Source organism: Streptomyces ferrugineus (assembly GCF_015160855.1).
Taxonomy (GTDB): domain Bacteria; phylum Actinomycetota; class Actinomycetes; order Streptomycetales; family Streptomycetaceae; genus Streptomyces; species Streptomyces ferrugineus.
On the sequence record NZ_CP063373.1, the window covers coordinates 6,959,161 to 6,983,443 of the forward strand.

General features: G+C 70.1%; 18 protein-coding genes and 1 pseudogene. 11 read left to right on the forward strand and 8 right to left on the reverse strand.

The window, feature by feature from the left end; genetic code table 11:
* Positions 1-30: 30 nt before the first annotated feature.
* The 4 genes from pcaDC to IM697_RS31235 all read right to left on the reverse strand — a co-directional run bounded on the left by pcaDC (position 31) and on the right by IM697_RS31235 (position 4,322).
* Positions 31-1,329 (reverse strand): bifunctional 3-oxoadipate enol-lactonase/4-carboxymuconolactone decarboxylase PcaDC, encoded by a 1,299-nt coding sequence (gene pcaDC / locus IM697_RS31220; RefSeq protein ID WP_194039435.1) that lies wholly within the window; start codon positions 1,327-1,329, stop codon positions 31-33.
* Between the two features lie 30 nt (positions 1,330-1,359).
* Complete coding sequence (locus tag IM697_RS31225; RefSeq protein ID WP_194039436.1) at positions 1,360-1,746, reverse strand: HNH endonuclease family protein; 387 nt, start codon at positions 1,744-1,746, stop codon at positions 1,360-1,362.
* A 38-nt stretch (positions 1,747-1,784) separates the two neighbouring features.
* The gene (locus IM697_RS31230; RefSeq protein ID WP_228044245.1) at positions 1,785-2,804 is read right to left on the reverse strand and encodes a site-specific integrase; all 1,020 of its coding nucleotides are present in this window, start codon (positions 2,802-2,804) and stop codon (positions 1,785-1,787) included.
* Between the two features lie 279 nt (positions 2,805-3,083).
* Positions 3,084-4,322, reverse strand: a complete 1,239-nt coding sequence (locus IM697_RS31235; protein WP_194039437.1) for an IS256 family transposase — start codon at positions 4,320-4,322, stop codon at positions 3,084-3,086.
* 138 nt (positions 4,323-4,460) lie between these two features.
* On the opposite strand from IM697_RS31235, the gene IM697_RS31240 reads away from it, so the two are divergent.
* Complete coding sequence (locus IM697_RS31240) at positions 4,461-5,906, forward strand: ISL3 family transposase (protein WP_194039438.1); 1,446 nt, start codon at positions 4,461-4,463, stop codon at positions 5,904-5,906.
* 27 nt (positions 5,907-5,933) lie between these two features.
* Here IM697_RS31240 and IM697_RS31245 read toward each other — a convergent pair whose 3' ends face one another.
* The gene (locus tag IM697_RS31245; protein ID WP_194039439.1) at positions 5,934-6,506 is read right to left on the reverse strand and encodes a DUF4240 domain-containing protein; all 573 of its coding nucleotides are present in this window, start codon (positions 6,504-6,506) and stop codon (positions 5,934-5,936) included.
* 382 nt (positions 6,507-6,888) lie between these two features.
* Here IM697_RS31245 and IM697_RS31250 point away from each other — a divergent pair, with 382 nt between their 5' ends.
* Together IM697_RS31250 and IM697_RS31255 are read left to right on the forward strand one after the other, a co-directional pair.
* Positions 6,889-7,854 carry an IS481 family transposase gene (locus IM697_RS31250; protein WP_194049558.1) on the forward strand — a complete coding sequence of 322 codons (966 nt, stop codon included), beginning with the start codon at positions 6,889-6,891 and terminating at the stop codon, positions 7,852-7,854.
* Positions 7,855-8,114: 260 nt separating this feature from the next.
* The gene (locus IM697_RS31255) at positions 8,115-8,981 is read left to right on the forward strand and encodes an alpha/beta hydrolase (protein WP_194039440.1); all 867 of its coding nucleotides are present in this window, start codon (positions 8,115-8,117) and stop codon (positions 8,979-8,981) included.
* Here the strand turns inward: IM697_RS31255 and IM697_RS31260 are convergent.
* Positions 8,957-9,498: pseudogene (locus IM697_RS31260) on the reverse strand (transposase); the annotation flags it as partial. The gene IM697_RS31255 and the pseudogene IM697_RS31260 overlap by 25 nt on opposite strands.
* A gap of 249 nt (positions 9,499-9,747) precedes the next feature.
* On the opposite strand from IM697_RS31260, the gene IM697_RS45100 reads away from it, so the two are divergent.
* From IM697_RS45100 to IM697_RS31270, 3 genes are all read left to right on the forward strand, one after another.
* Positions 9,748-10,536: an ISL3 family transposase gene (locus tag IM697_RS45100; protein ID WP_228044246.1), complete on the forward strand. Its 789-nt coding sequence runs from the start codon at positions 9,748-9,750 to the stop codon at positions 10,534-10,536.
* 53 nt (positions 10,537-10,589) lie between these two features.
* Positions 10,590-11,351 (forward strand): transposase, encoded by a 762-nt coding sequence (locus tag IM697_RS45105; protein WP_228044247.1) that lies wholly within the window; start codon positions 10,590-10,592, stop codon positions 11,349-11,351.
* Between the two features lie 107 nt (positions 11,352-11,458).
* Positions 11,459-11,914, forward strand: coding sequence for a hypothetical protein (locus tag IM697_RS31270; RefSeq protein WP_194039442.1), 456 nt, complete (start codon positions 11,459-11,461; stop codon positions 11,912-11,914).
* 138 nt (positions 11,915-12,052) lie between these two features.
* On the opposite strand, the gene IM697_RS31275 is transcribed toward IM697_RS31270, so the two are convergent.
* Positions 12,053-12,775 carry an MFS transporter gene (locus tag IM697_RS31275; RefSeq protein ID WP_194039443.1) on the reverse strand — a complete coding sequence of 241 codons (723 nt, stop codon included), beginning with the start codon at positions 12,773-12,775 and terminating at the stop codon, positions 12,053-12,055.
* 237 nt (positions 12,776-13,012) lie between these two features.
* On the opposite strand from IM697_RS31275, the gene IM697_RS31280 reads away from it, so the two are divergent.
* On the forward strand, positions 13,013-13,810 hold the full coding sequence (locus IM697_RS31280; RefSeq protein WP_228044248.1) for an NsdA family TPR-like regulatory protein: 798 nt from the start codon (positions 13,013-13,015) through the stop codon (positions 13,808-13,810).
* Positions 13,807-14,247 (forward strand): NsdA family TPR-like regulatory protein, encoded by a 441-nt coding sequence (locus IM697_RS45110; RefSeq protein WP_228044249.1) that lies wholly within the window; start codon positions 13,807-13,809, stop codon positions 14,245-14,247. The genes IM697_RS31280 and IM697_RS45110 overlap by 4 nt, the downstream gene beginning before the upstream one ends.
* Positions 14,248-14,271: 24 nt before the next feature.
* On the opposite strand, the gene IM697_RS31285 is transcribed toward IM697_RS45110, so the two are convergent.
* Positions 14,272-15,015, reverse strand: coding sequence for a TetR/AcrR family transcriptional regulator (locus tag IM697_RS31285; protein WP_194039444.1), 744 nt, complete (start codon positions 15,013-15,015; stop codon positions 14,272-14,274).
* 311 nt (positions 15,016-15,326) lie between these two features.
* Here IM697_RS31285 and IM697_RS31290 point away from each other — a divergent pair, with 311 nt between their 5' ends.
* The 3 genes from IM697_RS31290 (at position 15,327) to IM697_RS31300 (ending at position 24,282) form a co-directional block, all read left to right on the forward strand.
* On the forward strand, positions 15,327-15,989 hold the full coding sequence (locus IM697_RS31290) for a Tat pathway signal sequence domain protein (protein ID WP_194039445.1): 663 nt from the start codon (positions 15,327-15,329) through the stop codon (positions 15,987-15,989).
* A gap of 22 nt (positions 15,990-16,011) precedes the next feature.
* On the forward strand, positions 16,012-16,875 hold the full coding sequence (locus tag IM697_RS31295) for a poly(ethylene terephthalate) hydrolase family protein (RefSeq protein WP_228044250.1): 864 nt from the start codon (positions 16,012-16,014) through the stop codon (positions 16,873-16,875).
* Between the two features lie 516 nt (positions 16,876-17,391).
* Entirely contained in the window at positions 17,392-24,282 is a 6,891-nt protein-coding gene (locus tag IM697_RS31300) for a type I polyketide synthase (protein ID WP_194039446.1), read from the forward strand.
* The last annotated feature ends 1 nt before the right edge of the window (position 24,283 follow it).

A 24,283-nucleotide genomic window follows, 5' to 3' on the forward strand; every position in this document is an offset into this window, starting at 1 on the left:
CGGGATGCTCACTCCGTGCCCCCTGCGTGCTCACTCCTGCGGGGTGGTCTCCTCCCTTATGACCTGCTGGGCGACCTTGAACGCGCTGTTGGCCGCCGGCACGCCGCAGTACACCGCCGCCTGCAGCAGCACTTCCTTGATCTCGTCCGGGGTGAGGCCGTTGCGCAGGGCGGCGCGGGTGTGGAAGGCGAGTTCGTCCAGGTGGCCGCCCGCGACCAGGGCGGTGAGGGTGACACAGCTCCGGGAGCGCCGGTCGAGACCTGGTCTGTCCCAGATCTCACCCCATGCGTACCGGGTGATGAACTCCTGGAAGTCCCCCGAGAACTCGTCCGCCTGCGCCAGCGCCCGGTCGACGTGCGCGTCGCCGAGCACCTCGCGACGGACCTTGATCCCGGCGTCGTAGGGGTCCGGCCGGCCCGTCGGCTGCGGCGGTACGACGGCCGGGGCGATCTCGGCGACGGGGGCGGGCTGCGGCTGTACGGGGGCCAGGACCGGCTTGGCGGGGGCGGCGACGATGGCCATCTGGCCGGTGCCGGTGTCGTAGGCGGGCTGCCAGGCGGTGGAGAAGTGCCGGACCAGCAGGTCGGTGACGGCGGCGGGCTGCTCGACCGGGACGAGGTGGGAGGCGCCGGGCACGACGGCGAGGCGGGCGTCCGGTATGCCGGCGACCAGGGTGCGGGCCTCGGCCGGGCCGGTGACCTGGTCGTCCGACCCGACGAGGACGAGCGTGGGCACGGTGACGCCGCCGAGTCGGTCCCGTACGTCGAAGGAGGCGAGCGCCTCGCAGGCGGAGATGTAGCAGCCCGGGTCGGTGGTGCGCACCATCTGCACCGCCCACTCGGTGATCGCGGGCTGGGCGGCGGCGAAACCGGAGGTGAACCAACGGTCCGGTGAGGTACGGGCGATGGGGTCGAGTCCGTTCGTGCGCACGATCACGCCCCGCTGCCGGAACTCGTCGGCCGTGCCGAAGCGCGGCGAGGCGGCGATCAGCGCGAGCGAGGCGAGGCGCCCGGGGTGGCGCAGGGCGAGCTCGAGGCCCAGGGCGCCGCCGAGCGCACAGCCCGCGTAGCCGAAGCGCTGCACGCCGAGGCCGTCGAGGGTGGCGAGCAGCCGTTCGGCGAGGTCGGTGACGGAGCCCGCCGGGTACGCGGGCGCGCCGCCGTGTCCGGGCAGGTCGAACCGGAAGACGCGCCAGTGCTGGGTCAGCTCGGGGACCTGCCGGTCCCACATGTGCCATGTGGTACCCAGTGAGGGACCCAAGATCAGGACGGGAGCCTCTTCTGGCCCGTCAAAGCGGTATTGCAGGGTGTTCGACGGTGTCTCACTCACGCCTCAGACCCTCTCACGTCTCACAAAATCTCACAGAGCCCGGGGAACCCGGCGGCTCTTGCCCCTCTCGGCGCGGCACTGCCGGAACCCTCGGGGATCCAGATACGAGTTCTCCAGCGTGTATGCGTGGCCGTGGGGACGGTGCGTCCTCATGGCTCGCGCGCTCTCCCAGTCCCTGCGCCGCAGCACTTCCTTCTTCGGCACTGCTTCCAGGTGGTCCGGGTTGCAGCAAAGCGTAAATTGCCGCCCCCAAGGATCGGCACGACGCACCTGGAAGCCCTCCGGAATCTCACCGACCAACAACCTGAACACCACACGGTGGACAAGCTGTGTCTTTCCCTCGTAGGAGACCTGGATGCAGCTACCGGTCCACAGCCAGCAGCCGGTCTCCGGGTCCACCTCGATCTTGGCTGCCATGGGGCTGGGCAGGTCGCTCGGTCGGTAGGCCGCCCGGCTCACGCTTGCCCCTCCGTCGCAGCAGCGTGCAGGCCATCCCACGTTGTGGCGGCTTCGCGAAGGTCTTCGACATCCGGCTTCACATACCACTTCTTGGTGGTCTTCACATTCGTGTGTCCGGCCCACCGCGCAAGGATGTGATCTGGCACGCCGTTGTTGGCCAGAAACGTGAAGCACGACGAACGAGCGTCGTAGAGACGGACTCGGCGGAGACCGAGGATCTCCATGAGCCGATACGCGCGTCGACGGAGCTGCTTGATCGTGAAGGCTGCTCCGGTCTCGTGCACCAAGACGTACCCGGACTCTGCGTACGCCTCACCCAGGGCCAGCTTCTCCTTGGCCTGGAGGGCCTTGAACGACTTGAGAGCAGCCAGCACCGGAGCCGGCAACGGAAGGTCCCGTTCACCGGCCACGGACTTGGTGTCCTTCTCCACCACGTACCGATTGCCCATCATCGTCCGTGTGTTGGCTATGGTGATCGTGGCGTTGTCCAGGTCGACGTCTTCCCACCGGAGTCCGCAGACTTCAGCCGGACGTAGACCCATGAGGGACAGCAGGAGTGGAGCGTAGAGCCGTTCTTCGCTGACGCCACGGACGAACGTCCGAACCTCCAGGACGCTCCAGGGCTTCACCTCCTGCTTGTTCTTCCTCTCTTCCTTGCGTGCTCTGCGCGGAATGGTCACGTGCTGGGCGACGTTTATGGGCACCAGCCGACGCGTCACGGCTCGGTTCAAAGCGTCCTTCAGCCGAGCAAGGCTCATGTCCACGCTGGTCACTCCGAGTGGGGTGCCGGCCTCTCCACCGCGTACGCGCCCGTGCTTCAGAGCCAGTGCATCCACCCTTCTCGGCGGTGCGAGCGTCCCTTCCTGGTGACGGTTGGTGATGCGGGCATACTCGGCCTTCGCTTCCTTCAACGTGCCGAATGTACGAGTTAGCTGCTTGCGCTTCCCGGTGGTGGGGTCGATGCCTATATCGACTACGAACCGGTACCGGATCTGCCCCTTCGTGTTCGGCGGCAACTTCTTGATCGGGTCGGACAGGGTTACTCACTCTCCTTGAGGCCGCGAAAATTCCACATTGACGGAGGGCCGCAATGCTTCCGGGAAGGACGCCGCGGACGTCAAGGCACCAGCAGACGGTGCCGTTCTCTACGGGTTGCGGCGCCTCATTACTGCATCCGCTACTGCTCCACCGCCAAGCGCAGCCGCATGCGAACGCCCTCAATGGTCGTCAGGATCGCCGGGGTCACGTCCGCTGGAGTGGTGTATTGACGGCCACTCGGTGATCTCGTTTTGAAGCTATGCGGTGAGTTCGGTCGGGAGGACGGTCTCGTCGGTTTCTGACTCGATCGGGTGGAGGCGGGCCTTGGCCAGCAGGTCAAGTCCCATGTAGCGGCGGGCTTCGGTCCACTCGTCGTTCTGCTCGGCCAGCACGGCGCCGACCAGGCGGATGACGGCGCTGCGGTCAGGGAAGATGCCGACCACGTCGGTGCGGCGGCGGATCTCCTTGTTCAGCCGTTCCTGCGGGTTGTTCGACCAGATCTGCCGCCAGATCTCCCGCGGGAACGCGGTGAAGGCCAGCAGGTCGTGCTGGGCGGTGTCCAAGTGGGCTGCGGCCTTGGGGAACTTGGCCTCCAGCGCATCCAGGACGTGCTGCATCTGGGCCTTCACGGCGTCGGTGTCGGGTTGTTCGAAGACGGTCCGCAGCAGCGTGGCCACCCAGGGCTGGGCCGATTTCGGGACCTGGCTGAGCAGGTTGCGGGCGTAATGCGTGCGGCATCGCTGCCACGATGAGCCGGGCAGGACCGCGCCGATGGCGTCGACCAGGCCGGCGTGGGCGTCGGAGATGACCAGCTGGACGCCGGACAGGCCGCGAGCGATCAGCGAGCGCAGGAAGGCCAGCCAGCCGGCGCCGTCCTCGGCGGTGGCGACATCGATGCCGAGGATCTCGCGGTGACCGTCCGCGTTGACGCCGACAGCGATCAGGGCGTGGACGCTGATGATCCGGCCGCCCTCACGGACCTTCTGGGTCAGCGCATCGACCCAGACGAACGCGTAAGGGCCCTGGTCCAGGGGCCGGTTGCGGAAGGCGGCGACCTGCTCGTCGAGGTGCCGGGCCATCGCTGAGACCTGCGACTTGGACAGCTGGGTGACGCCGAGCGACTCGGCGAGCTTCTCGACACGGCGGGTGGACACCCCCAGCAGGTAGGCGGTGGCGACCACCGAGATGAGGGCCTGTTCGGCCCGGCGACGTCGTTCGAGAAGCCAGTGCGGGAAGTAACTCCCGCTCCTGAGCTTGGGGATGGCGAGTTCGACGGTGCCGGCCCTCGTGTCCCACTCACGCGAGCGATATCCGTTGCGGTGATTGACTCTCTCGTCGCTGACCTGCCCGTATTCGGCATTGCAGAGCGCGTCTGCCTCCGCGGACATGAGCGCGTCGGCGAATGTCTTGATCATCGCGCGCAGCAGATCGGGACTCGCCGCGGCGAGGTTGTCCTCGGCAAGGGCGTGCAGGGGCAGACTGTCAGGTGCGGTCATCGTGCTGATCTCCTTCGGGCTTCGACACCTCGAAGATCAGCCGGTGGCCGTTCATCTATGCGGGCATCATCCCGACGCCGGAGCAAACCCCCGGATCAGGTCGAACCCGTACACCATCTCCATGGACGCAACCGACGCATGCACAGCACCTACCAACGCACCCTGCAGGAACGGCCGTTGGGTCCCCGCCGGGTCATCGTCCGGCTGCGGGTACGGCGGTTCTTCTGCGACCGCAGGAGCTGTTCTCGAAAGACGTTTGTCGAGCAGGTCGGCGGGCTGACCGAGCGGCACCGCCGCTCGAGCGTCGGGCTGACGGGCTGGCTGCGGTCGATCGCGGTGGAACTCGGCGGCCGTCCGGCCGCGCGACTGTGCCGCCGCCTGCGGCTGGCCGCGGGCCGGACCCGGCTGCTCAGGTTACTGAAGGCGCCGGCGGTGCCAGACCGTGCTCCGCGGGTGCTGGGGGTGGACGAGTTCGCGTTCCGTAAGGGCTGCACCTATGGCACCGTGCTGGTCGACGCCGAGGCCGGCCGGGTCGTGGACGTGCTGCCCGACCGCTCCTCGGAGACGTTCGCGGCCTGGCTACAGGACCATCCCGGCGCGGAGATCATCTGCCGTGACCGGGCCACCGCCTACACCAAGGCGATCAAGGAGGCCGCCCCTGGCGCCCTGGAAGTCGCTGATCGCTGGCATTTGCTGCAGAACCTGTCCGCCGCGGTGGAGAAGACCTGTCACCAGCACCGCGACTGCCTGCGCAAACACCCCGGACAAGAGCCGGAGCTGACGGTGCCGGAACCGGTCTCGATGAAACTGCCGGTGCCGGAACTGCCCCGCACCCAGATCATCGAGCGGACCCGTCACCGCTATGAGGACGTCCACCGCTTGGTGGACGAGGGCTGGACGATCAGCGCGATCGCCCGGCGGCTGAACCTGGACCGCAAGACCGTACGCCGCTTCCGCGACACCGACCTCGACCAACTGCTCGTCTCCGCCCGCGATCGCCGCCCCAACGGGGTGCTGGAGCCGTTCAAGGCATACCTCAACGCTCGCTTCATCAAGACCCAGGGCCAGGTCAGCGGGACCCGCCTGTTCCACGAGATCCACGAACGCGGCTACCGGGGCAGCCGCCAGGTCGTTCGCAAGCACCTCGCCGCCCTGCGGGCGGGCACAGCCGAACCGGTCCGGGCCGACATACCCAGCCCTCGCAAGATCACCTCCTGGATCATGCGCCCACGCGAGACTCTGACCGAGAGCCAGGACCAGCGGCTCCTTCAGGTCCGGCTCGCCTGCTCGGACATCAGCCGGGCCTGCGACCTTGCCCGCGCCTTCGCCGACCTGGTACGTCACCGGCGTGGATACCTGCTGCTGGAGTGGATCCGCCAGGCCGAGCAGGACGCGCCGAAGCCGATGCAGGGCTTCGCCGGGTTCCTCCGTCAGGACCTCGACGCCGTCATCGCCGGGCTCACCCCGCCGTGGAGTTCTGGCGTGGTCAAAGGGCACGTGAACCGGGTCAAAACGCTCAAGAGAGCGATGTATGGCCGGGCCTCGTTCGAACTCCTCCGGACCCGCATCCTCACCCAGCCATGAGCATCACGGAGCCGCGGGGGGACTCTCTCAGCGGTTTGTGCCAAGGAACAGGGCGGCCAGACGGGGAAGCCGACGGCTCATCTCCTTGTCGTCGTCGAAGTCGAAATCCTCGCCCATATCAACCGCGTCGCCGCTCTCTGCATCAGCCCCTCGGAAGATCTGCCAGGCTTCGTAGAAGGCATCCGCATCACCCGTGATCCGTTCGAACGCCCCGCTGGCTGCATAGTTCACGTCCTCGTAGAACAGCACCTCGGAACGGTCCCGGACGTTGGCCGCCTGGATCACATCAGGGTGCGCAGCGAGGTTGTCGGGGCCAGTGGCCACGCGCTGATACCACTCACGGCCCAAAGCGATCACACCAGCGCGGAAGTCGATGAAACTGTCGTCGGAGCACCCACCCCCGATGAGGTAAGCCGCCGCCCACACGTCCCACCGGTACAGGGCGTCATGCAGTTCGTCGAAGCGTTCCGCATACTCCAGGATCTCCTGCCGCGGTCTATCCGCGAGCTGCCTGACGAGAACCTCGTCAAGCAGCTCGCCTGCTTCGGCTGCCCCGGCCCGAGCGGCTTCGATGACGTCCCAGAACGTGTCAATGTCCATGACCGCGCACTCTGCCACGCCCCTATGACAATCGATCCTGGCCACCCTGCCGACACCTGGCCGTTCACGGAAGCGCGGACAGAGCCACTTTCGAATATCGCCATCAGCGCGATGTCGCACCCTTCCGCGGGCCGGGCATTGCGACGGGTAACAGGCGCGGACGGAGCTCCGTTGCAGCGGCCAAGCGGACTACCGGCCGGCCTCCTGTGCGCGCTCGGAACGCGAGCGATGAACGCCGCCGCTCGGTGAGGTGCAGCGCGCGCCCGGCGGCCTAGCTGTACTCGGCCGGGAGGTTGGTGACACGCCCGCTACCGGTTGTTGATCATGGAGGGACCTCCGGGCGTAGTGGAGATTGCCGTCTTCACTCACCTCGGAGGTCCTGGTGGCCCACGCTAATGCCCGGCTGACCTTTCACGGCAGATGCCTGCTGGTGCGTCGCGTTGTCTTCGACCGGCGCCCGGTCGCGCACGTCGCCAAGGAACTGGGAGTCTCCCGGCAGTGTGCTCACCGCTGGGTCAATCGCTATCGGGTCGAGGGCTGGCCGGGGCTGCACGATCGCTCCAGCCGCCCCCGCACCTGCCCCACACGCACGCCGGCCGAGGTCGAGGAGCGTGTTCTTCAGGCCCGCCGACGCCTGCGCCGGGGACCCGAGCAGATCAGCGAGGCCACCGGGGTTCCGGCCCGGACCGTGACCCGGATCCTGCGCCGCCACCACATGCCGCCCCTGGCAGCCTGCGACCCGCTCACCGGGCAGGTCATCCGGGCGGTGCGCAAAAGCGCCGCACGCTACGAGTACAACCAGCCAGGCGGCCTGGTCCACGTGGACGTGAAGAAGCTCGGCAAAATCCCCGACGGCGGCGGCTGGCGCGCCCACGGCCGCAGCGAGGACGTCCGCGGCCGCGGCATCGGCTACGACTACGTGCACGCCGCCGTGGACGACCACTCCCGCCTGGCCTACGCCGAAATCCTGGCCGACGAGAAAGGCGTCACCTGCGCCGCGTTCCTCACCCGCGCGGCCGCGTTCTTCGCCGGCCACGGCATCGCCCGCATCGAGCGCGTGATGACCGACAACGCCCGCAACTACCGCACCTCCGGCTCCTTCCGCGACGCCTGCCAAACCCTGGGCGCACAGCAGAAGTTCACCCGGCCCCACTGCCCATGGACCAACGGCAAGGTCGAACGCTTCAACCGCACCCTGCAGGCCGAATGGGCCTACCACCAGGTCTTTGCCAGCAACACCGAACGCGCCGACGCACTCGCACCCTGGCTGCAGTTCTACAACACTGGCCGCCGACACACCGCGCTCGGCGGCCAGCCACCAATCAGCCGACTGTCACCAAAGTCATGACCGGGTACACCTAGCGCAGTCCGTGCAGGCGGTGTCATACGGCCCCGGCGCCGGCGCTCCGTCTTGGCCCTGCGTTCCGCGAGGGTGGGCTCGATCCGCTCGCAGTGGGGGCCTCGACTCAGCGCCTGTACCGGTGTGGGCGTCGATGACACAGTTCTTGCCCGCCACGGCCTGGCAGCCTCCCAATGGAGAAGTCAAGCCGCGTGGGGCCAGTCATAACCCCGTTGAGGCCGTTCGTGATCTCTCCTAGGTTGGCCCGCGTGACGATCGAGGTGCCCTACCAGCCGCTTCCGATTCATCAGTCAGACGTGCGCTATGCCCATGGCCCCGACTCCGCCGTGCGGCCAGGCGTACCCGTCGGCGAGACGATCGAGTTCGACTGGAGCGACAGCGAGATCTACCCGGGAACGTCACGGAAGTTCTGGGTGCATGTGCCCGCGCGGTACAACCCGTCGGAGCCGGCGTCGCTGATGGTGTTCCAGGACGGATGGTGGTACCTGGACCCTGAAGGGGAGGTCCGCGGCGCAATCGTTCTGGACAATCTCGTCCACCGCGGTGACATCCCGGTCACCATCGGCGTGTTCGTCGACCCGGGTGTCTTCCCAGATGACGAGGATCCGAAGAACCGCAACACCGAGTACGACGCCTACGACGATCGGTACGTCAGTTTCCTCCTGACAGAGATCATCCCTGAGGTCACGAAGCACTACTCGATCGCCGAGGACCCGGACCGCTGGGGCATCTGCGGTGGCAGTAGCGGCGGGAACTGCGCCTTTACCGCAGCGTGGCTGCGCCCGGACAAATTCCGCCGGGTGATCGGGTACTTGTCCAGCTTCACGCAGATGCCAGGCGGCAACCCATACCCCGAACTCATCCCCGGCGTCCCTCGCAAGCCGCTGCGCGTCTTCATGCAAGCGGGCCATCGTGACCTGCGCTGGAACGAGCCCGAGGCAAACTGGCTCGCCCACAACCTGCTCGTCGCGGCCGCGCTCGCGGAAGCCGGCTACGACTTCCGCCTCGTCCTGGGCGATGGCGGCCACAGCCCCAACCACGGCGGCGTCCTGCTTCCCGACGCCCTGCGCTGGTTGTGGCGGTCGGACGATCACCCGGACCAACCGGTGGGCTGAGACGCGACGACTTCGCAGAAGCGGCCGTCCCGGATCAGGGCCCACAAGACGTCGACTCTGCGCCGGGCGGGGGCGATTACCGCCTGAGAGTGGCGTTCGCCCACGGCGCCCTTACGGTCGTAATACGTCCGGGAGTTGGGTCGTAGCGCACGCTCATCAGGGCGGACATGTAGAAGAGGCGCTGGAGACCCCGGTGGTAGTGGCGCGGCCGGTGCAGGTTGCCGTTCCGCTTCCCGGAATCGTGCGGTGCCGGAGCCAGGCCGGCGAAGGCCGCGAGCCCGTCCGGACTGGCGAAGTCCGAGAGGTCGTTGCCGATCGTGGCGAGGAACTCGCCACCCAGCAGCGGACCGATGCCGGGCAGGCTGGCCACGTTCTCGGCGAGCTCGTGCGTCCGGAACCCGGCCTCGATGAGCCGGTCGACCTCGGCGACCTTCTCGTTGAGGGTCTGGACCTCCTCGGCGAGCGTCCGAATGAGCTGGGCGATCACAGTTTCGCCGGGCACGACGGTGTGCTGCCTGGCTTCGTTCACGTTCGGCGGCAGCGTTTGTCGATCGGATTGAACAGCAGTTGGTGATCAGCGGGCCAACGGATGTTCACGAAAAATGGGCTCTGGCACAGATCTTGGGGAGCGGTCGCGGAGCGTCACCGCGGCGTTCGAATACAAGGACCCAGATTCGCGTGAGACGGCGTGCGCCTTCCCGCCCTGCAGCAGGGAGTGGCGCTCCGTCAGCTCCGCACTCGGCCTCTCTGGCAACCACGGCGAGCGGTGACGGTGCTGGTCATGCAGGCCAGCGCAACGTTCTGGGACTCGCTCGCGTTCGACGGAATCGACGACGTGAACGTCGAAGCGGTGACCGCCGCCTTCGGCACGGTCGACGTCACGGCCAGAGGCCGGGCACCCGAGGCAGCATGTCCGGACTGCGGCCGCTCCTCGAACCGAGTGCACGACTCCTACCAGCGCAGACTGAAGGATCTGCCGCTCGCTGAACAGAGTGTCGTGATCCATCTGACGGTCCGGCGCTTCATCTGCAGCACGGACAACTGCCCGCGTCGCACCTTCGCCGAGCCGTTCGCTCAGTTGACCGCCCCGTACGCGCGCTTCACCACGCGGCTGGGCCACGTCCTGGAGCGCGTCGGGCTCGCACTCTCCGGACGAGCCGGCGCCCGGCTGACCGCCCAACTTAGCTTCCCGGTGGGACGGATGACCCTGCTGCGCAGGGTCATGGCGCTACCCGACCCGCAGCCCAGCACGCCGCGAGTGCTGGGCGTGGACGACTTCGCCACCCGCCGTGGGCAGACCTACTCCACCGTCTTGACCTGCGGAGAGACCCATCGCGTGGTGGACGTGCTTCCGACGCGCGACTCCGGACCGCTGGCGGCCTGGCTGGCTACTCATCCGGGCGTGGAGATCATCTGCCGGGACCGGGCGGGGCCTATGCCGAGGGCGCTCGGCTCGGCGCTCTCGCCGCGATACAGGTCGCCGACCGGTTCCACCTGTGGCAGGGCATCGGCCGAGCCGTGGAAACGTGTGTCGCCGCCCACCGCGAATGCCTGAACGGACCAACACCATCAAGACGAACGGACGATAAGGCGTCGACCAGCGACTCGGTGCGCGGCGGACCGGACCTTGATGGCAGGCGAGCCCAGCGCAAGAAGGCCGCGCACGCCCTGGTCCACGAGCTGCTCGCTCGGGGGCACTCCCGCCGGGCGATCGCCCGGCATCTGGGCTGGGGACTCAACACCGTGCTGCGCTACGCACGTGCTCCCACCTGGCAGGACACCCTCCGGGAGAACCGTCCCCGGCCCAGTCGTCTGGACCCCTACAAGCCCTATCTGGAGCGTCGGTTCGCTGCGGGATGCACGAACGTCACCCGCCTGCATCGCGAGCTGATCGCTGAGAACGCGCCCGTCACCTATCAGATGGTCCGTGCCTACATTGCCACCCTGTGCGCCACACCGCCGCAGGCACCGCCCCCGCCGCCGACCGTGCGGCGGGTCACCGGCTGGCTCACCCGTCACCCCTCAACCCTGAGCGAGGACGAGCGCGCCGCGTTGAAGGACGCCTTGGCTCGCTGTCCTGAACTGGATATTGCGGCCGAACATGTCCGCGGTTTCGGCGAGATCCTGGCTCACCGGCTGGGTCCCACACTCCCCGCATGGATCTCCGCCGTCGACACGAGCCAACTGCCCGGCCTGACCAACTTCGCCCTCCACCTGCTCCGAGACCTCAACGCGGTGACAGCCGGCCTCACCCTGCACTGGAGCTCCGGCGGCACGGAAGGCGCCGTGAACCGCATCAAGAAGATCAAGAGGCAGCTCTACGGCCGTGCCGGCTTCGAACTACTACGCAAGATGATCCTGCTCCAATAGCGTCTCGCCCCAGGCTCTGCGGCCAATCCTGATCACGCCAGCGAGTGTGGCGGGCTGAGAAGATCGCCGCAAGGCCAGAGATTCCGTCGAGACTACAAAGGACAGGGATGTCGAGGAGACTGCCCGTAGACCGGGCCCAGGAGCGACTTCAACATGAGCTGAGCTCTGGACAGCAGCCCTTCGCCGAACTGGACTTGGACGAGGTGTGGCTCAGGTTCGTACGCTTCGGCTCCCAACGCTTCGATACCGCGAACACGCCCGACGCTGATGGCCTTCTCTTCCAGTACGGGACTCACGCTTTCGAAGGGCCGCCCGTTTTCACGCTGGACCTTGTCCGGCAGTTCGAGATCAACGACGCTTCCGGCGAGCATGATCATTACATCCAGCTCCACTGCGAACTTCGATACGAGCCCGTCCCCCAACTTCGGTCCCTGGAGCACTTCGTGTCCTGGTTCTTCCACGACACGGACAACGAACTCGACGGCCTTGGCCGTCAGGAATTCTGGACAATCATCCGCAACTTCCATCCCAAGGAACTCAAGGTCTACCAAGAACAAGTGTGATCACAGACGCGGAGCGACCTGCCCGATGACGCTCCGCAACCGCTCCCCAAGATCTGTGCCAGAGCCGAGAAGTGATGTCACCTGCCGGTCATCTCGGCAGCCCGCTCGGGGTAATCGGGGCATCGAGGCGAGTCAAGATCACCGACTGGTAGTTGTTCTGTCCTGCTGTCGGCAGATGATCGCCCCGATGGCCATTAGCGCCAGGAAGGTGCTCATCACCACCGCCATGGGGGTGGCGCTGCGAGTGCCGAAGAGGCCGATGAGGGGGGAGGCTGCGGCGCCGAAGGAGAACTGGGCTACGCCCAGCAGTGCTGACATCGTGCCTGGGGCGGTCCGGCCGCGGCTCTGGCCCACGGCGCTCAAGCCGGGGAAGAGGAAACCGAACGAGGCGACAGTGATCAGCAAGCACAGGCCGCCGACGCCAGGGTCGGTGTGCGTGGGGTCGGGTACGCCGAGGTAGGCGTTCGGGCCGAGGCGTTCCGCGTCCTCACTGTGGTAGCTCCAAGGCGGGAGGCGGTCGGTGCCCGCCGGTACGAGGGCGTAGTACAGGCCCCACCGGGTGTCGGCGAACGCCGGCCCGCCGGGCAGTACCTGACCGAGGTAGGCGTCGATGCCCCGCAGGTCGTCGCTGTCGGCGGCGGCCTGAACGAGGCCAGCGGTGAAGCGGACCGCGGTAAAGCGGACGCCACACCGGAGCAGCGCGATCCCGCCCCTGTCCCACTCCCTGCGGGCCCGTTGCGGATCGTCAGCAGCGGCCAGGAGCCACGGTACGGCCGTCAGCCCCAGATCCGGTCTGGGCTCGACGAGGAAGTCGGTCTGTGGCTGGACGGGCCGGAGAGCGGGTGTGGTGTCCGGGGTCATGCGATGGCCTCCGCGGGTCGGCTGACGTGCCCGAAGGCTGCGTCGAGATGGAGTCGTCACGTCACGGTCCAGGCAAGCAGCATCGCGGGGGCGGCTGCGACGCCGGAGCGATGTAAGAGCGATGAAAGAACCGGGCGTTGGTGGGTGCTCTCTGCCAAGGCCGGGGCACGAACAAGGTAGGGGCGGTACGGTCCCCCGTAACCTCTCCCGTCACGTCGGATGCTGCCCGGAGCCGATATGGCTGACCGCCGCAAGGACCCCAACGCCTCGTTGCGCGCGGTGCGCGAGAACGAGTTGCAGATGTCCCGCCAGGAGTTCGCGAAGCTCATCGTGAAGACGAGCGAGGAGATGGGCGAGGCGGTTGCCTGCGCTCCGCGCCTGGTGGCGGCGTGGGAGGACGGGGACGTCTCGCTTCCGCGCCCGGTGTACCGGCGTATCCTCACGCGGCTGACCGGGCGCACCATGGATGAGTTGGGATTCCACCTCAGCAGCCCGGCGCGGCAGGTCGCGTCGGCAGCTGTAGCGAACGGGCCGGAACAGGAGCAAGCGGTGGACCGCCGAGCCTTCGTGATGGACGGCACGGGTGCTGCCTTGTCCCTCATCCTGATCGAGCCTGCCACGGACAAGCCACCGCGCCGGATCGGAGTCAGCGACGTCCGCGCCGTCGACCAAGCCGTCAGCAAGATCTACGCGCACGACCATGACTACGGCTCCGTCGTTCTTCGCCGCAGTGCCTCCCAGGCGCTGCACACCGCCTATCAGTGGTTGAACACGCGGGTGTTCACGGAGCGGACCGGCAGGCGGCTGCGGTCGGCGACCGGCCATCTGTCGATCGCGGCCGGGTGGCTGTCCTACGACTCCGGCCGCCCCGCCGACGCCCGCAGCCTCTACAACGAGGCGTTGGCCGCCGCCCGGATCGCCCACGACCCGGGCCCTTTGAGGGGCACGCCTTTGGCTGCCTCTCGCTCCTGGTCAAGGCATCAGGCCGTCCCCGTGAGGCGATCTCCGCAGCCCAGGGCGCGCAGACAGCGGTGAAGTCGTACGGCTCGGCGCGGATGCTCTCGTTGTTCGCGATGCGGGAGGCCGGTGGCTGGGCGCTGATGGGCGACGCGAGCGCCACAGATCAAGCGATCGTGCGTGCTCACCGCCTGTACGCCAAGGGGCCGAGCGACGCCGATCCTGACTGGCTGGAGTTCTACACGCCCGCCGAACCGGCCGGGCTCGAAGCCCTCGCGCGGGCAGACCTCGACCAGGACGACAGGGCCGCGGCCAGGGCTGAGCAGGCCGTCTTGCTGCACGGCGATCAGTTCGCACGCAATCGGGCCTTGTACCAGGCCGACGTGGCCATCCAACATGCGGTGAGGAGTCGCTCATTGGGTGCGGGGCCTTGGGATGGCTGGTACGTCATCGCTCCGGTGGACGCGTGTCACAGCTTGCACGTGCGACGGGAGTGGACCGTTCCGGGGCGATGACGCGATTTTCCGCTGTATTCGGAATCAGGTCTCCGGGGCCAGGCAGGCTGGGACGGGGTTAGCGGAGGGCGCCGGGTCGGCGAGGTCGGCGGCGGCGCGTTCCGGGCCGAGGAAGGGGGCCAGTACGGAGAAGGCCAGGCCGGGCAGCAGGCCGGGCAGCTCGGCGGTTCGGTCGGCGGCGATCCGCCGGTAGATCGCGGAGTACACCCCGCCGATCACCATGTCGACCAACTCCTCGGTCGGGATGGGAAGTTCGACCTCGTGCAGGTCGGTGAAGAAGTCCCGGAAGCGGGCCAGCAGCTCCTCGCGTGCCTCCCGCCCGGCCGGGCCGACCGCGTCGATCTCCACGATGGCCATGGCGGCGAATTCGGGCGCGTTGGCGAGGATGTCGAGCAGCGCGCCGAGCCCGGCGCGCACCCGGCCCGGCCAGTCGGAGGCCTGGGCGTGGGCCTCCTCCATGGCGCTGAAGACCAGGGAGGTGCCGTACTGGTGGGCAGCGAGGAAGGCATCCTCCTTGCCCTTGAACAGCTCGTAGAAGACCGGCCTGGTCACGCCTGCCGCCTGGCAGATGTCGCTGACCCGGGTGCGGGCGTAGCCGACCTGGGCGACGGTGCGGACGAAGCCGTCCAGGAGCCGGTCGCGCTGGTTGGCGGCGACCACCTCGGGCGGGGTGCGGCGCGGTCCACGCCGCAGGGAACGCTCCGGATCGCGTCCCGCGCGGGTACCGGGCAGCACCAGCGGAGGCCGCGCCGACGAGCCTGCTGCCATTCCGCATCCTTCCTCGAACTTGCGCGCGCCTTCTTGTGCGCGCGCCTTGACTTGAATACCCGTCAGGTTTACAACTCTCACAGGTTTTCTTCTCGTGCGGCCCGCGGTCGTAGAGCAGCCGGGGCCGTCAGTGTCACGCACCCTGCAAGGCCGCAACAAGTGCACCGAGTCTCTGACGCCAAGTCAGCGACCGGGCCGGTCCGGCCGTTCCATCTCACCCGGGAACGGCGATGCGCGGGCCGCTGCCCCACTCCCCCGGGGGCAGCGGCCCGGCCCTGCTCACCACCCATGCAAGTAGAAGAGGAACCCGCATGCGCAGATACGCCCTTTCCACCCTGGTCGCCACGGCCGCCTCGACGGCCCTGGCCATCCTCCCGGCCACCGCCGCCTCGGCGGACACTGCCGTGCTCACCTACGGCAGTGCCGACGGCAACGCCGTCTCCGTCGGCGACGTACTCACCGCGTCGTTGGCGAGCGGCACCAACGCCACCCTCGCCACCAGCAGCGACGGCACCTCCGGCATCACCTGCACCGAATCGACACTCTCCGCCACGGTGACGGCGAACCCCGCCGCCCCGGGCACCGCCACCGAGTCCGCGACCTCCCAGACCTTCAAAGGCTGCACCAGCAACACCTTCGGCGTCCTCGGGGTGCAGAGCATCACCGTCGATGACCTGCCCTACAGCACAGCCGCCTCCTCCGACGGCACCGTCACGGTGACCGCGGCCCCGGGCAGGGCGATCCAGACCACGGTGGCGCTCTCCACTCTGCTGGGCTCCATCACCTGTGTCTACCAGGCGCCCAGCCTCTCCGCGGTGAGCTCCAACAGCGACAACAGTCTGACCTTCACCAACCAGGAGTTCACCAAGGTCTCCGGCTCGGCGCTGTGCACAGCCAACGGCTACTTCACCGCCACCTACGCCCCCGTGGTCGACAGCAGCGTCAGCGGCTCTCCCGCCATCTACACCAACTGACAGCCCGGCCGAGAGGACTTCCGTGAAACTGCTCCCGTTCCGAGCACTCATGGCGATCGTCGCGGTCGTCATGGCGACCGCCCTCGCCACCCCCGCCCAGGCTGATTCCCACAACCCCTACGAGCGCGGCCCGGCCCCGACCCTGGAGAGCATCACCGCCGAAACCGGTCCCTTCGACATCGACTCGGTCACCGTGCCGGCAGGCAGCGGCCAGGGCTTCAACAACGGCACCATCTACTACCCCACCGACACCAGCGAGGGCACCTTCGGTGCCATCGTCATCATGCCCGGCTTCCTCGCCTCGCAGTCGGACATCGCCTGGTACGGACCCCGGCTGGCTTCCCAGGGCTTCGTGGTGATGACCCTGGACACCAATGCGCTGTGGGACTTCCCCACAGACCGCAGTAAACAGCAACTCGCCGCACTCACCTATCTGACGGCCCAGAGCACGGTGAAGAACCGGATCGACCCCGACCGGCTGGCCGTGATGGGCTGGTCGATGGGCGGCGGCGGCTCGCTGCAGAGCGCGGCGAACACCCCGTCGCTCAAGGCGGCCATCCCGCTGGCACCCTGGGACCTCAACGACGTCTCCAGCCAGATCACGGTCCCCACCATGATCTTCGGCGCCGACGGTGACACCGTCGCCTCCGTCGACGACTTCGCCCTGCCCTTCTACAACGGGCTGGCCAACGCCCCCGACAAGTCACTCATCGTGCTCAAGGACACCGACCACTTCACCTTCACCGACCCGAACACCACGATCGCCCAGTACAGCGTCTCCTGGCTGAAGCGCTTCGTCGACAACGACACCCGCTACGACCAGTTCCTCTGCCCAACCCCCAACGACCCCAACACGGTCTTCTTCCAGATCACCTGCCCGCTGTAACCCCAGCGGATGCAACCCAGCGGAAGCGTGGCAGGCACGGGCCCCCACGGTCATCCGTGCCTGCCGCGAACGCGAACAGGACGGCGGCAGGCAGGGGGGCGGACCGGACACGGCCCCGGCGGGGGTCCGTGGTCTCTCGCGGGTGTTCTCTCGATCTGTGGACATGGAACCTTGAAGAAGTCCCATCATCCCAGGTCAGAGGGCATCCGCACCCTCATGTCCAGGCTCTGGACCGGCTATTGATCGGTGGATCAAGGCTAGAGGCCGCGCGGACAGGCGTGCGGTCCCGGCCGGTGGTCATGCTGATTTCCGACATCAACGACATGGCCGAGCTCTGCGGCGACCCGGTCCGGCTCGTTGCGGTTCTTGTTCACTGATCGGTGTCGGAGGTGCAGCCAGATATCTGACTACCCATTAGTATCTGACAGACCGTCAGCGCCAAAGGCGCGCGGCGTGCGCCGAATCTGCTCGTCCCGATCGCAGACCCCCCTCGATCGCACAGAGGAGCCTCCCCCCATGACGCACACCGTTATCGGCGTCAGCCCGCTGGGTGCACCGGACCCCCGCCTCGTCGCCGCCGTCTGCCGGGCCGGTGGGTCCGGTGTCCTCGACCTCGGCCCGGGCGCCCGCGCCGCCCGCGAGGCCCTGACCCTCGTGCGGCAGTGGGCCCCCGGCCGCCACGGCGTGCGGGTCCCCGCCGACTGTGCGCTGTGCCCCGGAGAGCTGTGGGCCCCGGCGCCCGCCGGAACGCGTCGCACCGCGGACCCGGCCGCAGCCGGACCGTGCACCGTGCTCCTCGCCCCCGACGCGCCCTGGACCGTCGCCGGGGTCCGGGCCGCCGCCCGCGCCGCCGCCGCGGACCCCGCCGTACTTGCCGAGGTCCGCGGCACCGACGAGGCCGTCCGGGCCGTGGCCGACGGTGCCACCGGGCTCGTCGTGCGCGGCGAGGAGTCCGGCGGCCCCTGCGGCGAACACTCCACCTTCGTGCTGCTCCAGCGCATCCTCGGCGCCCTGCCGGCCGACCTGCCGGTGTGGGCCTGCGGCGGCATCGGGCCGCACACCGCGGCCGCCGCCGTGCTCGCGGGCGCCCGTGGAGTCGTACTGGACATCCAGCTCGCACTGCTCGACGAGGCCGGTACGGCCCCCGCGGCCGCCGGTCTGCTGCGCGCCGCCGACGGCACCGAGACCGTCGTCGTCGACGGCCGCCGGGTGCTCGACCGGAGCCGCCCCGGCCTCCCGGCCGTCCTGCGCGACCGGCCCCTGCCGCTGGGCCAGGACGCCTTTCTCGCCGCCCGGTTCGCCGAGCGGTACGGCACCGTGGACCGCGCCCTCGCCGCCGTCACGGAGGGCATCGACGCCGCCGTGGCGGACGACGGCGCCGTGCTGCGCGGCGGCTCGCCGATGTGCCGGGCGCTCGGCACCGCGCTGCCGGTCGTCCAGGGCCCGATGACCCGGGTCAGCGACCAGGCGCGGTTCGCGGCGGCCGTCGCGGACGGCGGCGGACTGCCGTTCGTCGCGCTCGCCCTGGCCGGGCCCGAGCAGACCCGCACCCTGCTCGAGCAGACCAAGTCCGCGCTCGGCGACCGCTCCTGGGGCGTCGGCATCCTCGGCTTCGTTCCGGAAGAGACACGCACCGCCCAACTGGAGGCCATCCGTGAGCTGCGCCCCAGCCACGCCGTCATCGCGGGCGGCCGTCCCTCCCAGGCGGCCGCTCTGGAGGCCGAGGGCATCCGTACCTTTCTGCACGTGCCGTCGCCCGGGCTGCTCGGCCAGTTCCTGGCGGCCGGCGTCCGGCGCTTCGTCTTCGAGGGCGCCGAGTGCGGCGGGCACATCGGGCCGCGCAACAGCTTCCCGCTCTGGGAGGCGCAACTGGCCGTCCTGGAGGACTTCCTCGACGCGGCGGCCGACGACGGTCACGCCGATGGCGGTGACGCCGCCGACCCACAGGACGTACAGGTGCTGTTCGCGGGCGGCATCCACGACGAGCGCTCCGCCGCCATGGTCGCCGCGCTCGCCGCCCCGCTCACCACCCGCGGTGCCACCGTCGGCGTTCTGATGGGCACCGGCTACCTCTTCACCGAGGAGGCCGTCGACTGCGGCGCCATCCGGCCGCTGTTCCAGCGCGCGGCCTTGGACGCCAGGTCGACCGCGCTCCTGCACACCGCGCCCGGCCACACCACCCGCTGCCTGCCCAGCGCGTTCAGCGACACGTACCAGGAGGTCAAGGACGAGCTGCGGACTCAGGGGATACCCGAGCGGCAGGTCTGGCAGGAGCTGGAGCGGCTCAACGTCGGCCGCCTGCGCATCGCCAGCAAGGGCGTCGAGCGGGTCGGCGACGAGCTCCTCGACGTCGACGAGGAGCGCCAGCGCGAAGCGGGCATGTTCATGGCCGGCGAGGTCGCCGTGCTCCGCTCCGCCGTCACCACCGTCGCCGCCCTGCACCACGCGGTCACCGACGGGGCCGCCGGCTTCTACGGGCGCCGCACCGCCGAACTCGCCGCTGACGTCCGCGACGCGGGCGGTACGGTACCCGCGCGGAACCCGGCCCCCGCTCCCGAACCGCTCGACATCGCCGTCGTCGGCATGGCCGGCATGTTCCCCGGCGCCGCCGACCTGCCCGCCTACTGGGCCCAGGTGCTCGCCGGCGCCGACGCGATCACCGAGGTCCCGGACACCCGCTGGGATCCCGCGCTGCACTTCGGCGCGGACGCCGAGGCGGACGACGTGTCCGCGTCCAAGTGGGGCGGTTTCCTGCCTCCGATCCCCTTCGACCCGCTGGCCTACGGAATCCCGCCCGCCTCCCTGGCCGCCATCGAACCCGTCCAGCTCCTCGCCCTGGAGGCGGCCAGGCGGGCGCTCGCCGACGCCGGGCTCGACCGCCGGGCCTTCCCGCGCGAGCGCACCTGCGTCGTCTTCGGTGCCGAGGCGGGCAGCGACATCTCCGGCGCCGCGACGCTGCGGAGCGTCCTGCCCTCGTACGTCGGCCGCCTTCCCGAGGACCTGGAGGAGCAGCTCCCGAAGCTCACCGAGGACTCCTTCCCCGGCATGCTCGCCAACGTCATCGCCGGCCGGATCGCCAACCGGCTCGACCTCGGCGGCGCCAACTACACCGTCGACGCCGCCTGCGCCTCCTCCCTGGCCGCCGTCGACGCCGCCTGCAAGGAACTGGCCTGCGGTGCCGCCGACGTGGCCCTGTGCGGCGGCGCCGACCTGCACAACGGCATCAACGACTACCTGCTCTTCTCCTCCGCGCACGCGCTGTCGCCCACCGGCCGCTGCCGCACTTTCGACGCGGCCGCCGACGGCATCGCACTCGGCGAGGGCGTCGCCTGTCTCGTACTCAAGCGCCGCGCCGACGCCGAGCGGGACGGCGACCGGATCTACGCCGTCATCGAGGGCGTCGGCAGCGCCAGCGACGGCCGCTCCCTCGGCCTGACCGCGCCCCGCCCCGAGGGCCAGCGCGCCGCCCTGGAACGCGCCTACGCGCAGGCCCGCGTCTCGCCCGCCGAGGTCGGCCTGATCGAGGCCCACGGCACCGGCACCGTCGTCGGTGACCGCACCGAACTCAGCACGCTCACCCGGCTGTTCGAGGAGGCCGGGGCCGCGCCCGGCAGCTGCGTCGTGGGCTCCGTCAAGTCCCAGATCGGGCACACCAAGTGCGCCGCCGGTCTCGCCGGACTGATCAAGACCGCGCTCGCCCTGCATACCGGGGTGCGCCCGCCCACCCTGCATATCGACGTGCCCAACCCCGTCTGGACCGGCCCCGACAGCCCGTTCGTCTTCCACAGCGAGGCCCGGCCCTGGGCCGAGCCCGCCGCTCGCCGTGTCGCCGGGGTGAGCGCCTTCGGATTCGGCGGCACCAACTTCCACGTGGTGCTGCGGGCCCACGCCGACGCCGGAGCGCCGCCTCGCCAGAGCCACGACGTTTGGCCCGCCGAGCTGTTCGTCTTCCGCACCCACGCAGCGGCCGAGGAGCTCGCCGGCCTCGCGGCGAGCGGCCACTGGCGGCTGCGGGACCTGGCGCGTACCGCCGCACAGCGCGCGGAGACCGGTCCGGGCCCGCTCCTCGGTGCCGTGGTCGCCGAGTCCGTCACCGAACTCCCGCACCTGATACGGGACCTACTCGACGGCACACCCGGGAGAAGCGGAGTGTTCCCGGCCAAAGGCGCCCCCGCCGGGGCGGCCGACGGCAACGGCAACGACGGTGGCGAAAGCAACGACGGTGGCAAGGTGGCGTTCCTCTTTCCCGGCCAGGGCAGCCAGCGCCCCGGCATGTTCGCCGAGCTGTTCACCGCCTTCCCCGAACTCGGCCGCCACCTGTACCACGCCCCGGCCGCCGCCCTCTTCCCGCCCGCCGCCTTCGACGCCGCCGAACGCGCCGCACAGGCCGCCCGGCTCACCGACACCCGCCACGCCCAGCCCGCGCTCGGGGCGGTCGGCCTCGCCGCGTACGACACCCTCACCGCGGTCGGTGTCCGCCCCGACATGGCGGCAGGGCACTCCTACGGCGAACTCGTCGCGCTCTGCGCCGCGGGCGCCCTCGACCCCGACACGCTCGGTGACCTCAGCCGGGAGCGGGCCGAGGCGATCCTCGCCGCGATCGGCGCACAGGGGTCCGATCCCGGCACCATGGCCGCCGCCGTGGCCTCCGCCGAGCAGGTGACCCGGGTGCTCGCCGGGGCAGGCCTGGCCGAGCGGGTCGTCGTCGCCAACCACAACGCGCCGGCACAGAGCGTGCTCTCGGGCCCGAGGGACGCCGTCGCCGAAGCCGTCGACGCGCTCACCGCCGCCGGGTTCGCCGTCCGCCCGCTGCCCGTCGCCTGCGCCTTCCACAGCCCGCTGGTCGCCGGGGCCGTTTCCCGCTTCGCCGAGATCCTGACGGCGTACACCGTGCGCGGCCCCGAGTTCCCGGTCTGGGCCAATCTCACCGGCACCCGCTATGCCGGGGACCCCGCCCGGATACGGGCCGGCCTCGCCGAGCAGATCGCCGCCCCCGTCCGTTTCGCCGAGCAGATCGAGGCGATGTACGACGCCGGGGCGCGGATCTTCGTCGAGTGCGGGCCCGGCACCGTGCTCACCGGTCTGGTCGGCCAGATCCTCGGCGACCGGCCGCATGTCGCCGTCCCGTTCGAACCCCGCCCCGACGCGGGCCTGCGCGGCCACCTCGAGGCCCTGGCCCGGCTCGCCGCGGCCGGTGTCCCGGTGGCGCCCGCACGGCTCTTCAGCGGACGCGACACGGCACTCGCCGACCCGGCCGCCGTGCCGGAGCGGCCCGGCTGGACGGTCGACGGCCACCTCGTACGCACGGCGGACGGCCGGCCGGTGCCGGGAGCGCTGCGCCCGGCCCGGCGCATCTCGGGCATCCCGCGGGCCGGAGAGCGGACCAGTGAGGCGACGACGATGGGCGAACGGGAAGAACTGCTCCGGGAGTTCCTGCGCAACAGCCGGGAGATGCTGGCCGCACAACGGGACGTGCTCCTCGGCTACTTCGGGGCTCCGCCCGCGCCGCAGGCGGCTCCGCCGACCCCCGAACCCCTTCCGGCCCCGGCTCCGGCCCCTCTCGCTGCGGCTCCGGCCCCCGCTCCCGCTCCGGTGGGGGTGGATGTGCTGGCCGAGGTGCTGGCGGTGATCGCTGAACGTACGGGATATCCGGTGGAGATGGTGGGGGCGGAGTCGGATCTGGAGGCGGATCTGAGTGTGGATTCGATCAAGCGGACGGAGATCGCCGGGGAGCTGGGACGGCGGCTGCTGGGCTCGGGTGCGGATCTGCGGTCGTTGCCGGACGCGGACCTGGAGGAGCTGACCCGGGAGCGCACCGCCGCCGGGATCGCCGACTGGCTGCGGGCCCGCGCGAAGGCGCTCGCCGACCCGGACCCGGCACCCGCCCTCGCCACCTCGGCCCCCGTCGCCGAGGAGTCCCCCGACCCGCTCACCGGCCAGGCTCCCCACCGCTATCTGCTGCGGCCCGCCCCGCTCGACCCGGCGCCCGTGCCCGGCGCCGAAGGCGCGGCACAGCTGCGCGGGAAGCGGTTCCTGATCGTCGCGGACGACACGCCACTCGCACGGGCACTCGTCACCCGGCTCACCGCACTCGGCGCGCTCGCCGCCCGTGGCGGCCCGGACACCGCACAGCTCGCCGGGCACACCGGCCCGGTCGACGGAGTGCTGCACCTGGGCGCTCTCGCGGGTGCGGAACAGCAACTGCTGCCCGCCAAGCTCACCGTGCTCCAGGAACTGCTGCTGCGCGGCCCGCGCCGGCTGCTCTGCCCCCGCCTCCCCGACGACACCAGCGGCATCGACGGCTTCGTGCGCACCGCGGCCCGCGAATACCTCGACACCGTGGTCCGCACCGTGGAGCTCGACCCCGACGAGCCCGCCACCGAGCAGGCCGAGGCACTCGTCGGGGAACTGCTGGCGCCCGACCGGGAGCCCGTCGTGCTGCGCACCCGCGGCGTCCGCCGCGCCCCGGTACCGTACGAGAGCCCTCTGGGCCCGCCCGTCTCCTCCGGCACCGGGCCCGCCTCCTCCGGCGCCGCCGCAGCCGCGGCACTCGGGCTCGGCCCGGAGTCGGTCGTCGTCCTCGCGGGCGGCGCACGCGGCATCACAGCCCGGTTCACCCTCGCCCTTGCCGCCGCCGCACGCTGCCGGGTCGAACTGATCGGGCGTACGCCGCTCGACGACGGCACGGGCGGGCACCACGAGCTGGCCCACGCCACCGACCTGCCCGCGCTGCGTGCAGCGCTCGCCGCCCGGGGCGGTCTGAGCACCGCCGAGATCGAGCGCGAAGCGGGCCGCGTCCTGGCCCGCCGCGAGATCGCCGCGACCCTGGCCGAGGTACACGACGCGGGCGGCCGGGCCAGATACCGGGCACTCGACCTGCGGGACGCGGAGGCCGTGCAGCAGGCGGTCAAGGAGACGTACGCGACGTACGGCCGGATCGACGGGGTCGTACACGCCGCCGGAGTGATCGAGGACCGGCTGCTCGCCGAGAAGGACCCCGTCTCCTTCGAACGGGTCTACGGCACCAAGGTGGACGGCGCCCGCGCGCTGCTCTCGGCTCTCCGGCGACTTCCCCAACTGCCCGCCTTCACCGTCATGTTCGGCTCCGTCGCGGCGGTGTACGGCAACCGCGGCCAGGCCGACTACGCCGCCGCCAACGACGCACTCGCCCGCCTCGGCCGCCTCTGGCGCGCCGACACCGGCAGCCGTACCGTCACCGTGCACTGGGGCCCGTGGGCGCCGGCCGGGGCGCACGGCGGCATGGTCGGCCCTGAGCTGGGCCGGGAGTACGCGCGCCGCGGCATCGAGCTGATCGACCCGGAGGAGGGCGTGCTCGCGCTGCTGCGGGAGCTGGCCTGGGGCGAGCCGGAGACCGACGAGGTCGTCCTGACGGCGTCGGGCCGGTGAG